Raw genomic sequence first — 13411 nt, 5'->3', positions numbered from 1 at the left:
AACGTGTTACCGTTACTTCAACCTGGCCATGGATAGATCATCAGGTTTCGCGTCTACCCCCACTAACTAGACGCCCTATTCAGACTTGCTTTCGCTTCGGCTTCGTTCCTGAAGAACTTAACCTTGCTAGTGAGGAGTAACTCGTAGGCTCATTATGCAAAAGGCACGCCGTCATCCCACAAGGGGACTCCGACCGTTTGTAAGCGCATGGTTTCAGGTACTATTTCACTCTTCTGTTCGAAGTGCTTTTCACCTTTCCCTCACGGTACTAGTTCACTATCGGTCTCTCAGGAGTATTTAGCCTTACCAGATGGTCCTGGCAGTTTCACGCAAAATTTCTCGTGTTCCGCGCTACTCAGGATACTACTAGGATTTTAAATTCTTACATGTACGAGACTTTCACTCTCTATGGTTTAACTTTCCAGAAAATTCCATTTCGAATCTATAATCCATGTTGTAGTCCTACAACCCCAAAGCCGCCGAAACGACTTTGGTTTGGGCTCTTCCCCGTTCGATCGCCACTACTTAGGGAATCACTATTGTTTTCTCTTCCTCCGGTTACTTAGATGTTTCAGTTCGCCGGGTTCGCCCTCCTTGCGGAGTACCTGGTCTTCAACCAGGTGGGTTTCCCCATTCGGAAATCTACGGATATAGCGGTTATTTGCACCTCCCCGTAGCTTATCGCAGCTTGTCACGTCCTTCATCGCCTCTGAGAGCCTAGGCATCCACCATACGCTCTTACTTACTTTTTTCAAATACGGTTATTTAAAAAATCTTCTTTCCAATATGTCAAAGAACTTTTTCCTATCCGATACATCGGAATCTGGAGTTGTGGAGAATAAGGGAGTCGAACCCTTGACCTCCTGCGTGCAAAGCAGGCGCTCTAGCCAACTGAGCTAATCCCCCGCATTTTGAGTAGTCCCGCCCAGACTTGAACTGGGGACCTCTACATTATCAGTGTAGCGCTCTAACCACCTGAGCTACGGGACTATTAATCTCTTCACTCAGTACCCGTGATCCCGGATGAAATCGTTTTCACAATCTCATACTGAGCAACGGGATAATATCAGTTAAAGCGTCAAAATACGCTTCAGGATATATAAATAATGAAGTAAGATAGGAAAGAAGTCATCGTAAAGAACCTCTCTAGAAAGGAGGTGTTCCAGCCGCACCTTCCGGTACGGCTACCTTGTTACGACTTAGCCCCAGTTACTAGTTTTACCCTAGGCCGCTCCTTACGGTTACGGACTTCAGGTACCCCCAGCTTCCATGGCTTGACGGGCGGTGTGTACAAGGCCCGGGAACGTATTCACCGCGCCATGGCTGATGCGCGATTACTAGCGAATCCAGCTTCACGAAGTCGAGTTGCAGACTTCGATCCGAACTGAGACCGGTTTTAGAGATTAGCATCCTGTCACCAGGTAGCTGCCCTTTGTACCGACCATTGTAACACGTGTGTAGCCCTGGACATAAGGGCCGTGCTGACTTGACGTCATCCCCACCTTCCTCTCGCCTTACGGTGGCAGTCTCGCTAGAGTTCCCGGCATTACCCGCTGGCAACTAATGATGAGGGTTGCGCTCGTTATGGGACTTAACCCGACACCTCACGGCACGAGCTGACGACAGCCATGCAGCACCTTGTAGATCGTCCGAAGAAAGACCAGTTTCCCGGTCCGTCGCTCTACATTTAAGCCCAGGTAAGGTTCCTCGCGTATCATCGAATTAAACCACATGTTCCTCCGCTTGTGCGGGCCCCCGTCAATTCCTTTGAGTTTCAATCTTGCGATCGTACTCCCCAGGTGGATCACTTAATGCTTTCGCTCAGTCGCTGACGATGTATTGCCAACAACGAGTGATCATCGTTTACGGCGTGGACTACCAGGGTATCTAATCCTGTTCGCTCCCCACGCTTTCGTACCTCAGCGTCAATCATAGCTTAGTAAGCTGCCTTCGCAATCGGTGTTCTATGTAATATCTAAGCATTTCACCGCTACATTACATATTCCGCCTACCTCAACTATATTCAAGAAAACCAGTATCAATAACAGTTCCACAGTTAAGCTGCGGGATTTCACTACTGACTTAATTTTCCGCCTACGTACCCTTTAAACCCAATAAATCCGGATAACGCTTGCATCCTCCGTATTACCGCGGCTGCTGGCACGGAGTTAGCCGATGCTTATTCGTACGGTACCGTCAGTTCCCTACACGTAGAGAAGTTTCTTCCCGTATAAAAGAAGTTTACAACCCATAGGGCCGTCATCCTTCACGCGGCATGGCTGGTTCAGGCTTGCGCCCATTGACCAATATTCCTCACTGCTGCCTCCCGTAGGAGTCTGGTCCGTGTCTCAGTACCAGTGTGGGGGACCATCCTCTCAGACCCCCTAAACATCGTAGTCTTGGTGAGCCGTTACCTCACCAACAAACTAATGTTACGCATGTCCATCTTTAACCGCCGGAGCTTTAACTATAAAAAGATGCCAGATCATAGTATTATGGAGCATTAATCCGAATTTCTTCGGGCTATTCTCCAGTTAAAGGTAGGTTACAAACGCGATACTCACCCGTGCGCCGGTCGTCGACTGTCCGAAGACATCGTTACCCCTCGACTTGCATGTGTTAGGCCTGCCGCTAGCGTTCATCCTGAGCCAGGATCAAACTCTTCGTTGTAAAAAAATTTAATATGCTCAAGATTCTTCACTCCTTAAAATTCATTTTGGAATTTCAGGTGACTTCTTTACCTATTTCTTACTTCAATATTTTCAAAGAACTATGTTCCGTTTCAACTATGGTTTTTGCGGAATGCAAAGTTAAAAACTTTATCTTAATCCACAACAACTTTTCTTCACTTTTTTCGAGGCTTTCGCTCCGGAAAAAACTCTCTCTTCAACCTTGTTTTAAGAACAACTGCTTGTTTAAAGCGGATGCAAAGATAAGCGCTTTAAAATTGAATCACCAAATCTTTTTATATATTTTTTGAAAATAAATTGTATTCGACTGGTAATCAGGTGTTCACAAAACACTTTTTATAGAACTTCGCTTCGCAGAACGGGCAGCAAATATAAGCCTTTACTTTTACCTGACTGATAAAAACTTGGAAAAATGATGTAATTTTGTTTCTAAGGCCATACATATTATGAGTGATCGACTAGTTATTGTCCCTACATATAATGAGATTGAGAATATCGGCAGCCTGGTGGAGGTGGTCCTGGGTCTGCCCCTAAAGGTGGACCTGCTGATTGTGGACGACAATTCGCCGGACGGCACCGGAAAACGGATCAAAGAGCTGCAATCCAGATATACCAGGTCGCTTCACCTGCTCGAACGACCCGGCAAGCTGGGTTTGGGAACTGCCTATATCAAAGGTTTTCAGTGGGCCCTGGAAAGAGATTACCAGTATATCTGTGAAATGGATGCCGACTTCTCCCACGATCCAGGCGACCTGCCCAGACTGTTCGAGACCTGCATGAAGGGCCTGGCCGATGTAGCCATCGGATCGCGGTATATTTCGGGAGTAAACGTGGTGAACTGGCCCATGAGCCGGGTGTTGATCTCCTATTTCGCCTCGGTCTATGTCAGGCTGATCACCCGCATGAAGGTGCGGGATGCCACAGCCGGCTTTGTCTGTTACCGCCGTGAAGTCCTGGAGGTTATCAGGCTGGACAGGATCAAGTTTAAAGGATATGCGTTCCAGATCGAAATGAAATTCAAGGCCTGGAAATATGGTTTCCGTGTGGTGGAGCTTCCCATTATTTTCACCGACCGCAAAGAAGGAAGCTCAAAAATGTCAGGTAAAATCGTCAGTGAAGCCATTTTCGGAGTCATTGGATTAAGAACCGGCAGCTGGTTCAAAAACTACAAAAGGAACAGTACCTGAATAAAGAGATCATGAATAACTACCTGATTAAAAACGCGAAAATTGTCAATGCCGGGAACATCACCCATGGATTTGTACTGGTCAGGGGAGGGATTATCCGGGCCATGGGAGCTGGCGAGCCCGGGGCGGAACAGGATCTGGCCGAGGAAGTTGATGCCGGCGGAAAATATCTTCTTCCCGGTGTCATCGATGACCAGGTACACTTCAGGGAACCCGGACTGACCCACAAGGGCGAGATTGCCACAGAATCAAAAGCTGCAGTGGCAGGCGGCATCACCTCCTACATGGAGATGCCCAATACAAAGCCACCGGCTACCTCCATCGAGGAACTGGAAAAGAAGTATACCAGGGCCTCGGAGGTCTCCATGGCCAATTACTCCTTTTACCTGGGAGCAACCAACAATAACCTGAAGGAAATAAAAAAACTCGATCCGTCCAGAAACTGCGGGGTTAAGGTATTTATGGGATCATCCACCGGAAATATGCTGGTGGACGACCCGAAAGCACTGGAAAATATCTTTGCAGGATCACCCACGCTCATCTGCACCCACTGTGAAGATGAGCCCACCATTCGGAGGAACATTCAGAAGGCAAGGGATGAGTATGGCGATGAGGTCCCGATGAAGCTGCACCCCGTGATCCGAAGCGAGGAAGCCTGTTACCTTTCCAGTTCCCGGGCTGTGGAACTGGCCCGGAAACACAATGCCCGGCTGCATGTTCTTCATTTATCCACAGCCCGGGAACTGGAGCTGTTTGAACAGGGAACCGATTTTAAAAAGAAACGGATTACTGCAGAGGTTTGCGTTCATCACCTCTGGTTCGATGATGGCGACTATAAGCGGAAAGGAACCCTCATAAAGTGGAACCCCGCCATTAAAACAAAACATGACCGCGATTCACTCCTGGCTGCCGTTTTGAACGATAAGCTGGATGTGATTGCCACCGATCATGCACCACATACCATCGAGGAAAAGCAGAGCAGATATTTCCAGTCCCCTTCGGGAGGCCCCCTGGTCCAACACTCTTTGAACGCCATGCTGGAACTGGTTCACCGGGGAAAGATCAGCATGGAAAAGGTGGTAGAGAAGATGTGCCATGCCCCTGCCCGGCTTTTTGGAGTGAAGGATCGTGGTTTCATTGAACCCGGATTCAAAGCAGACCTGGTACTGGTGGATATGGAACAGGAGTGGACCGTGGCCCATAGCAATATTCACTATAAATGTGGCTGGTCTCCTTTCCAGGGAGAGGTTTTTCACTCCAAAGTAAGCCATACCTGGGTCAACGGGAAGCTGGCCTATATGGACGGGCTCTTTAATGAGATGATCCGGGGAGAAAGGCTGGAGTTCGAAAGAATCTAAAACCTTAATCGTACATATCATGAACAGGAAATTTATTGATCTATCCGGATTCCCGCTTATCACGGGACTTTCACTGATTGTTTTTTTAATACTAACCGGATGCAACCCCTCCGAGAAAGGCTCTTCCGCCACCGAAGCGAAGAATCCCAAATGCAAAGTGGAAAAGTCTTTTTTCGGTCTGACTCCCGAAGGGGATTCGGCCATGCTCTACACCCTCAGGAATGAAAGAGAGATTATCGTCACTATTACCAACTACGGAGGCATCATTACAGGGATCCACACTCCCGATAAGAATGGAAAATCAGGCATTATTACCCTTGGTTTTGATAAGCTGGAGCCCTACCTGGAAGGCCACCCCTACTTTGGAGCCCTGGTGGGAAGATATGGGAACCGGATTGCCAAAGCCCAATTCACCCTGGATGGAGAGCTATACCACCTGGCCGCAAATAATGGGAACAACTCCCTGCACGGAGGGCTCAGGGGTTTTGACAAGAAACTCTGGATCCCTGAGGTAATCGCCTGCGACGAACGTGCTGCGCTGAAGCTGAGTTATACAAGTCCCGATGGCGAGGAGGGCTACCCGGGAAAGCTGGACGTGACGGTGACCTATGAATTGCTGATGGACCAGCTGTTTATTACCTATGAAGCTAAAACCGACAAGGCCACGGTACTGAACCTGACCAACCACAGCTATTTTAACCTGGCGGGGGAAGGGACTATCCTGGATCACATCCTCTATCTGAATGCATCCAGGTATACCCCGGTGAATGAGGAGCTGATCCCCACCGGAGAACTGGCCAATGTGGAGGGAACTCCCTTTGATTTCAGAAAGCCAACTATAATCGGAGAAGGTTTTGATGAGCTGAACAACGAGCCCCTGGGCTATGACCATAACTTTGTGATCGATGGTCCGGAGGGGGAGAAAACCCTGGCCGCCAAAGTACTGGATCCCAAAACAGGGCGCTATCTGGAGGTACATACCACCGAACCCGGGGTGCAGTTCTATACAGGGAACTTTCTGGACGGTTCGCTGGTATCCGGCAAGAGGGTCTACGAGCAATATGCCGGCCTGTGCCTGGAAACACAGCATTTTCCCGATTCGCCCAATCAGCCTGATTTCCCAGGTACCATACTTCGCCCTGGTGAGAACTTTGTTTCCCAGACCATCTTTAAATTCGGCGTCGAGGACTGAAACAGATCAAGCCTGAACAGCTTAAAGAGCCTGTCCTTCCCAGGACGGGCCTTTTTCTTAATCCCCTAATTTGCTAGGAGTTATCTCTTTCGCTTTGGAACAATAAATTTCATGCAGTGTTATACGGATAAAATACTGGTATGAGTCCCGAAAATCTAATATCCCATTTTTCCTTTGAGAAGGATATCATGGACGAGCTGGCGAATGCGGAAATCCGGGAGCTAAGTGCAGGCACAATTATCCTGAAGGAACAACAGTTTATTAAACAAGTCCCTCTGGTACTGGATGGTTCCATCAAGCTTCGGAAACTGGACCCCACCGGGAGGGAAATTGTCTTTTACCATATTGAACCGGGAGAAAGCTGCATTCTTTCCATTACTTCCTGCCTGAATGAAAAAGAGAGCCAGGCCGAAGCCATCGTAGAAAAAAGAACCCGACTGCTGCTGGTCAGCTTGGAACGGCCAGGGAGGTGATCAGCCGCCTGCTGAAACAGATGGAAAAAGAGCAACTTATCTCCCTGGAACGTGGCAAGATCAAAATTCTCAAGCCTTTGTGACGCTGGTCACAATGTTGCACATCCTTCCTGTATTATATTTGGACTAAATAAAAATCATCAATTGATCATGAAAAAAAATATGGGATTACTGGATAGAAGGATCCGGCTTGTTCTCGGTCTGCTCATAGTGGCAGCCGGCATCTATTTTAAATCCTGGTGGGGCATTATCGGGGTGGTTTTTCTGGCCACGTCACTGATATCCACGTGTCCGCTGTATATACCTTTCGGTCTGTCAACCAGGAAGAATAAATCTTAGTCAGGTACGGGCAGCGATATTTGTTGAAAATTCAGACAGAATCGGGGTTAGGGATATTGCTGCCCGTTTACCGTCCATAAAATCCATCTATTATCATGAACAGAAGACAATTAATCAAAAACATTGCAGCGGGTACGGCTACGGTCTTCATCGTTCCATCACTCCTGAGCTCCTGCCAGAAAGAAGAGTTGGGTCCGGAAAACGGAAATACGGATCCATCGGATAACACACTGACCATTGACCTGAATAACAGTAATTTCAGCAGTCTCGTCCCGGAAGGGGGGTCCATGGTGGTTAACAACATCATGCTTATAAACACCGGAAGCGGATATATCGCCCTTTCCAGTGTCTGTACCCACCAGGGATGTCAGGTGAGCTACAATCACAGCAATCAGAACCTCCCCTGCCCCTGCCATGAATCCATCTTCAGTACGACTGGCACGGTCCTGAACGGACCTGCATCATCGCCTCTTAGAAAATTCGATGTGATGCCGGATGGAGATATTCTGACCGTCGATCTGAGCTGAGCAGCTTCCAAAATATTCATACTTTTACGGGCAAAACCTGTTAAAAATGATGATTCTATCCACGGTCTTGATTACCCTGGCACTGGTCTTTTACTCCACCGGCATCTGGGCCGAAAGAATTGCACGATTACTGAAACCCTGGCATGTGGTAACTTTCTGGACAGGTTTCCTTTTTGATGTTTCCGGGACCCTTGCCATGCACCACCTGGCAAAGGGAGAATTCGATATCCTGGATCCGCACACCCTGACCGGGCAAATCGCACTCTGGCTCATGCTGGCACATGCCATCTGGGCCACCATCGTGATCCGCAAAAACCAGGAACAGATGAAAGCAAAATTTCACCGTTACAGCCTGCTGGTATGGCTGATCTGGCTGGTCCCTTACTTTGGAGGCATGATCCTGGCAATGAGCCACTGAATCCACTGTGACCCGGAATATTCTGGCTTGGCTCCATGGTATTTCAGGGCAAAAGAGGGTTTCCCGCAGATGGAATTTTATCCTGATACCCGCCGCATGCCACTTATAAACCCGGCGTGAGCCAAACATCCAGCTGAACGAGCTCCCCGCTGCGGTCAAAAATTCCGGCACTGAGCTCAGGGTGAAGGGTAAGTCCCTCTATCTGCTGCTTTGTCCCATCCCGGAACAACAATTCTATCTTAGGGACTTCAGCCAGGTGATAGAGGACCGGGACCTGACAATAACTAAAACCCAGGGTGTCTTTTTCAAGGAGCAGGGAGCGCTCCTGAGCTCTCAGATCCTGAAAGTCAAATTTTCCGGGTCCCGGAAAAAACTCCATCCTTCTGAGCAGGACTGGCTGGAACCGGATACAGCCATTCCTGACCCGGACACCCAGCTCAGCCCAGCGGGCAACAATATCCTCCTTAACCTGTCCGGTCATCCCGGGTTGCTGAGCCCCCCGGTTTCCGGGAGTATGTGAATAAGGATCCGTGGGGAATGCCCCGTAGATATCAGGAGCCTTATTGAGTCCTATTCCGGCCCGGATCTCGTAGTAGTGCTCCGCCAGTCTTCCCAGCGTTTCTGCATTTGCCCCGCATTCGGCCGCCCGGTAATATGTTTCACAAACAGCCAGCAGCAGTTTTGAAACCATGTGCCAGTAGATACTGCCCAGGCCTTCATATCCATAGAACGTTCCGGAACGCCCGGTAAAGGACTGATGATCGAATACCTTGTCATAGATATCCAGGATCAGATCCCGCTCCTTGTCAAGAAGAGTGGAATACTCTTCCGGCAAACGGTCCAGGGCCTGTTCCAGGAAGCCGGCATTCCTGAAATCCGCATGAAAATGCGTTGCCCCGTTCACATCCCGGACCACGATTTGTTGGTCAGACTTTCTGATCAGCGTTTTCAATAGTTCTGAACGATCTATCTCCGTTGCCGGGATGATGTTAATCTCCAAAAAGGAGGGAAGGGCCCGGTCGGGATAGAGTATATAGCTGTACTGATCTTCCCGGAATAATTTGCTGCTCTTTAGCGCATCCAGTAACTCCAGGGATTCTACAGGTTTTAAAAATCCGGAACTAAGCACGGCCACCTGTCCCTCCAACATTTCATAGAGCCGCCTGAGAATCACCCGGGAGCCATCCACCCGGATCAGGTTGTAGGCATGAAACAGCTGGTCGGGGCGCCGGTTGGAAGAGATGGTATCATCCAGGGCCTGAAGGGCACGATCAAAGAAGTCCAGCAGCTCTTTCACCTGCAGCTCTTTCTTCCTTCCCGAAAATCCTTCCCGGTAGAAATGCTGCCGGTAATCACTACCTGCCTGGCCAAATGCATCCATACAGCGTTTTTTCCCCTGTCCGGTCAACATCTTCTCTGGTTCCTGCATCTGAAGGTCCAGTTCCTTCTTCATGCGCCGGAAAAAATCAGCCATCTCTGCAGATACCCTGACCGTTTCCAGGGTGGAGCTCCGAAGCAACTCCCTGAAATACGCTGCATAAGCCCGCAGGTAGCAGGTGGTGACCATGGACACACCAAAGCCCACCAGTGCATTGTTGGCATCGTTCCACTCGGGACGCTGGGTGTTCATCCAGATCCCCGCCCCGGGAATGAAATTTGACAGTTTGGAAAGCAGGACCACCAGAAGTTTCTCGGCCAGGTTCACCAGTACTACCTGCTCTTCCCTGTCCCAAACCAGGCACCCGTCTGAGCCCACCGCCTCTATCCGTTTCCGAATGGTCTTCTCAAGATCATGATCGAAAAGAATGGTATTCTGCGGGTTTTCCGCCAGCTCCCGGTAAGGTTTGATCTGGTAGGGTACATTGGCATAGGAAAAGAAATCGCTTGTGAGCAGCTCCTGAAGCCGGCCCGGATGATGATTCACGGAAATCTCCAGGAATTTAAGCAGATAAATCACCTGATGATCCCCCCAGTATCCGATATTTGACCAGGGATCCGAGGGATCGGGCACCTCCCAGTCTATGCCATCGCTTGTGATCCGGTAGGGATTGTATCCATCGGCCGTGGAAGCATTAACAAATTTACTGATCATGCTCTCCACATAGCCCGGAAAGGAGAGGGACAGGGCCTCCCAATTCTGGAAAATATCCCGCCAGTTCCCCTGATAACCGAGTTTTCTGCTACCGTCCACTTTCCTGTTTTCGATGGAAAACCTGTTCCAGGGACGGCTGGGATCTCCGTGCCTCCGGCTAAAAGTGAGAGGCAGGTATTCGTACGATAAGCGGATCAGGTTCGTTTTATTCCCGGCACAGGCCCTTTCCAGGACCTTCCTGTGCGTAATACCTTCATGATCACCCTCAAAGAGCTTCCGGGCCAGTGGAACAAGGGCCGTATTGGCCCTGGATATGAATTCCATAAAATCACCTGCCTGTACCAGGTAATTGTCCGCAAACACCCCCCCACGCATCACATTGAAGAGTACATTGGAAAGATGCCTGGAGCAACTCAGCTCGTCTGCCGTAGACTGCATGGCATCCGAGGAGGCCAGCAGCGAGAGCAGCTCCGTGCTGCTCCTTTCTATATCTTCCCGCAAAGCGGCCCCGGCCGCTTCCCCCTGCCCGAGTTTATTTGTCAGAGCGGCCAGACCGGCAGCATCCTGGTTCACTTCGGCCACCATGTTCCAGGTCTGCCGGGTCCCGCCCGGAAGTTCTAAAGAGGCATGAATGAAATAAGCCCCCCGGGCCGCTTTGATATCATGCTCCTGCTCCGGGACATAGCCCGACCTGAATGCATCCACCTGCCGGCTGGAGAGCAGGACAGAAACATTACGGAGACCCTCGGACCATACCGTGTTCACTCTCAGCGACTCACTGGGTTCCGCGGTATCCGAGGGAACGGAACTTAAGCGGTAGAGGGCCAGGCTTGTGCCCGGAACCAGTTCCTGACGTTTATAGGCATCCAGCAGGTTGCTGGAGCTTAATTGAAGGCCCGGGTTCACATGGCTTGGAAGAATGTTTTGCAGACCATCCAGCAGCTCCACCTCCCGGGTACCGGCCCCCTGGTTTAACAGGGTGGAACGCCTGACAAAGCCATAACGTTCGCTGCTGTACCAGCCGTAACGGAAGGTCATTCCCAGGTCCTCATTAATCTCTTCAAAAACCAGCTTATTACTGCTCAGGTTTTTATAGAGGTTCCTTTTGACCGCATAGATTCCTGTGTTCCCGGCAAAGGGTTCCCATAACTTTTTACGCTCACCCTCTTTGACCAGGATCAGGGTACAGCTTCCGGTCTTCCCATGGAAATCATGAATCTTGTCTTCCGAATAATAGGGGAACAGTGCCCCTTCCGGATTTTTCCTGCCTGCGGTAAGGGATCCGTTGCTGGAGATAAACATCCACTGATCGGAAGCGCTCACCAGGCTGATAAAAAAATCCGGCATCCGGTCCACAGAGGAAATCTTATAATACCTTTCCCCGTCCAGCTGAACAAATGCACCTTCGACTCCCGCTTCATTGACTCTTACAGGATTCTCCCCGATGAAAATATTCCGTCTTTCCATGTTCCTGGTCTGATTAGGTACTGCTTTGGTTTATTTTACAAGTATCTTTTCAAGCTCTTCCAGGGATTTCCCCTTGGTTTCCGGCACCATGACCAGCACAAAAACCAATCCTATGGCCCCGAAAATCCCATATATCAGGAAGGTCCCGGCAGTACCCAGCGTAGCCAGCTCCCAGGGGAATACCAGCTGAACGGAGAAACTGACCAGGGAGTTGATAAATCCCACAAAAGAGATGGCCAGTCCCCGGATCCAGTTGGGAAAGAGTTCTGAAAAAAGCACCCACATCACCGGGCCGATGGAAACGGCAAATGAAGCCACAAATCCCAGGATTCCAAGGAGGATCAGCCAGGGATTGCTATCGATAGCCCCGGCGATAAGCTCGGATTCGAACTCCTTGGCCGCAGAGCTTCCCAGTATTTCGTTCAGCTTATCCTTGTATTGCACATCGCTGTCATAAACCTCATCCTGGATCAGGTACAATTTCTCTTTTTCGATCTTATCCGGAAGATTTGTTATGACCTCCCCCGACAGGGAATAGGTGGCTGAGTTAAATCCGGCGGCCAGCAGGAACATGAAAACGGTGATCCCGGCCAGCCCGATTCCCAGGAGAAACTTCCTCCCAAACCGGTCGATAAACAGGATGGCCACAATGGTGAAAACAAGATTGGTCAGTCCCACCAGGATGGCCTGTGAAAAAGCCGCATCGGTCCCGATGCCCGACTGTTCAAAGATCATCGGGGCATAAAAGAAGACCGAATTGATACCGGTAATTTGTTGCAGAACCGCTACGCCCAGTCCAATGATGAGCACCAGACGGAGAGCTGGCTTAAACAATTCCCTGATGGGTGTCTTCGTTTTTTCTGCTCCGCTCTGCAGGCTTTCAGAAATATTATTAAACTCCCTTTCTGCAGCTGCAGGGTCGTTGGCCCGGTTGAGCACCACCCTGGCCTCCTCCTGCTTCCCTTTCATCATCAGCCAGCGCGGACTCCGGGGAACAAAAAAGAGGGCCACAAAATAAAGCAGTGCCGGGAGGGTTTCCAGTCCCAGCATCCAGCGCCAGTTGTACTCAGCGATCCCCAGGGTCTGCACCCAGGAAGCCTCCGAAGACGCCAGGCGGACGATCAGGTAGTTGGTAAAAAAGGCCACTGAGATACCCAGCACAATATTCAGCTGGTTAAAGGAAACCAGCCGCCCCCTTCTTTCCGGAGGAGAAATCTCCGCGATAAATACCGGGGCAATGATCAGCGAAGCTCCCACTCCGATACCTCCTATCATCCTGGCAATTACCAGCATGACAAAATTAGGAGCCAGGGCAGATCCCACGGCGGAAATGGAAAACAGGACCGCTGCATACTTGAGCACCGTTCTCCGTCCCAGCCGGTCGCTGACGGGCCCGGAAACCAGCATGGCCAGCGTGGCCATCAGGGTCAGGCTGCTCACCGACCAGCCCAGTTGTATTTTGCTCAGGTCAAACTGGGGTTCAATAAATTTCACTACCCCGGAGATTACCGAAGCATCGAATCCCATGAGAAATCCCCCCAGGGCAACTGTGAGCGCCACCCGGATGGTAAATAATTTGTTCTTTTTCATTTCGTAGAATCTAGGTTAGGAATAGAAGCACAATATATTCCTAATAAGACAACTAGTCAAATTTTCTTATCCATGTAC

The 13411-nt window shown here is 49.9% G+C and carries 9 protein-coding genes, 2 tRNA genes and 2 rRNA genes; 7 read left to right on the top strand and 6 right to left on the bottom strand.

What is annotated here, in order from left to right:
• The 4 genes from P1P86_07560 to P1P86_07545 all read right to left on the bottom strand — a co-directional run.
• A 23S ribosomal RNA gene (locus tag P1P86_07560) occupies nucleotides 1-752 on the bottom strand; the annotation flags it as partial.
• A gap of 80 nt (nucleotides 753-832) precedes the next feature.
• Nucleotides 833-906, bottom strand: a tRNA-Ala gene (locus P1P86_07555).
• 10 nt (nucleotides 907-916) lie between these two features.
• Nucleotides 917-990, bottom strand: a tRNA-Ile gene (locus P1P86_07550).
• Nucleotides 991-1150: 160 nt separating this feature from the next.
• A 16S ribosomal RNA gene (locus P1P86_07545) occupies nucleotides 1151-2670 on the bottom strand.
• Nucleotides 2671-3136: 466 nt separating this feature from the next.
• On the opposite strand from P1P86_07545, the gene P1P86_07540 reads away from it, so the two are divergent.
• The 7 genes from P1P86_07540 (at nucleotide 3137) to P1P86_07510 (ending at nucleotide 8184) form a co-directional block, all read left to right on the top strand.
• Nucleotides 3137-3877, top strand: a complete 741-nt coding sequence (locus P1P86_07540) for a polyprenol monophosphomannose synthase (GenBank protein ID MDF1575029.1) — start codon at nucleotides 3137-3139, stop codon at nucleotides 3875-3877.
• 11 nt (nucleotides 3878-3888) lie between these two features.
• Complete coding sequence (locus P1P86_07535) at nucleotides 3889-5235, top strand: dihydroorotase (GenBank protein MDF1575028.1); 1347 nt, start codon at nucleotides 3889-3891, stop codon at nucleotides 5233-5235.
• A gap of 19 nt (nucleotides 5236-5254) precedes the next feature.
• The gene (locus P1P86_07530; protein MDF1575027.1) at nucleotides 5255-6427 is read left to right on the top strand and encodes a galactose mutarotase; all 1173 of its coding nucleotides are present in this window, start codon (nucleotides 5255-5257) and stop codon (nucleotides 6425-6427) included.
• A 140-nt stretch (nucleotides 6428-6567) separates the two neighbouring features.
• Nucleotides 6568-6900, top strand: coding sequence for a cyclic nucleotide-binding domain-containing protein (locus P1P86_07525; protein ID MDF1575026.1), 333 nt, complete (start codon nucleotides 6568-6570; stop codon nucleotides 6898-6900).
• A 150-nt stretch (nucleotides 6901-7050) separates the two neighbouring features.
• Entirely contained in the window at nucleotides 7051-7239 is a 189-nt protein-coding gene (locus P1P86_07520; GenBank protein ID MDF1575025.1) for a DUF2892 domain-containing protein, read from the top strand.
• A gap of 95 nt (nucleotides 7240-7334) precedes the next feature.
• Nucleotides 7335-7766: a ubiquinol-cytochrome c reductase iron-sulfur subunit gene (locus P1P86_07515; protein MDF1575024.1), complete on the top strand. Its 432-nt coding sequence runs from the start codon at nucleotides 7335-7337 to the stop codon at nucleotides 7764-7766.
• Nucleotides 7767-7812: 46 nt separating this feature from the next.
• Nucleotides 7813-8184 carry an HsmA family protein gene (locus P1P86_07510; protein MDF1575023.1) on the top strand — a complete coding sequence of 124 codons (372 nt, stop codon included), beginning with the start codon at nucleotides 7813-7815 and terminating at the stop codon, nucleotides 8182-8184.
• Nucleotides 8185-8287: 103 nt separating this feature from the next.
• On the opposite strand, the gene P1P86_07505 is transcribed toward P1P86_07510, so the two are convergent.
• Together P1P86_07505 and P1P86_07500 are read right to left on the bottom strand one after the other, a co-directional pair.
• A complete protein-coding gene (locus P1P86_07505; protein ID MDF1575022.1) occupies nucleotides 8288-11743 on the bottom strand; it encodes a hypothetical protein in 3456 nt (1151 codons plus the stop codon).
• 30 nt (nucleotides 11744-11773) lie between these two features.
• Nucleotides 11774-13333, bottom strand: a complete 1560-nt coding sequence (locus P1P86_07500) for a sugar porter family MFS transporter (protein MDF1575021.1) — start codon at nucleotides 13331-13333, stop codon at nucleotides 11774-11776.
• Nucleotides 13334-13411 lie beyond the last annotated feature (78 nt).

This window comes from Bacteroidales bacterium, assembly GCA_029210725.1.
In the GTDB taxonomy this organism is placed as follows: Bacteria; Bacteroidota; Bacteroidia; order Bacteroidales.
Note: the sequence above shows the minus strand (reverse complement) of the source record. Positions and strands in the feature narration are given on the sequence as shown.

Excerpts from the sequence above, each read along its gene's own strand:
- P1P86_07500 (MDF1575021.1), bottom strand. The coding sequence starts at position 13,333 with ATGAAAAAGAACAAATTATTTACCATCCGGGTGGCGCTCACAGTTGCC.
- P1P86_07510 (MDF1575023.1), top strand. The coding sequence starts at position 7,813 with ATGATGATTCTATCCACGGTCTTGATTACCCTGGCACTGGTCTTTTAC.
- P1P86_07505 (MDF1575022.1), bottom strand. The coding sequence starts at position 11,743 with ATGGAAAGACGGAATATTTTCATCGGGGAGAATCCTGTAAGAGTCAAT.
- P1P86_07515 (MDF1575024.1), top strand. The coding sequence starts at position 7,335 with ATGAACAGAAGACAATTAATCAAAAACATTGCAGCGGGTACGGCTACG.
- P1P86_07530 (MDF1575027.1), top strand. The coding sequence starts at position 5,255 with ATGAACAGGAAATTTATTGATCTATCCGGATTCCCGCTTATCACGGGA.
- P1P86_07520 (MDF1575025.1), top strand. The coding sequence starts at position 7,051 with ATGAAAAAAAATATGGGATTACTGGATAGAAGGATCCGGCTTGTTCTC.
- P1P86_07540 (MDF1575029.1), top strand. The coding sequence starts at position 3,137 with ATGAGTGATCGACTAGTTATTGTCCCTACATATAATGAGATTGAGAAT.
- P1P86_07525 (MDF1575026.1), top strand. The coding sequence starts at position 6,568 with ATGAGTCCCGAAAATCTAATATCCCATTTTTCCTTTGAGAAGGATATC.
- P1P86_07535 (MDF1575028.1), top strand. The coding sequence starts at position 3,889 with ATGAATAACTACCTGATTAAAAACGCGAAAATTGTCAATGCCGGGAAC.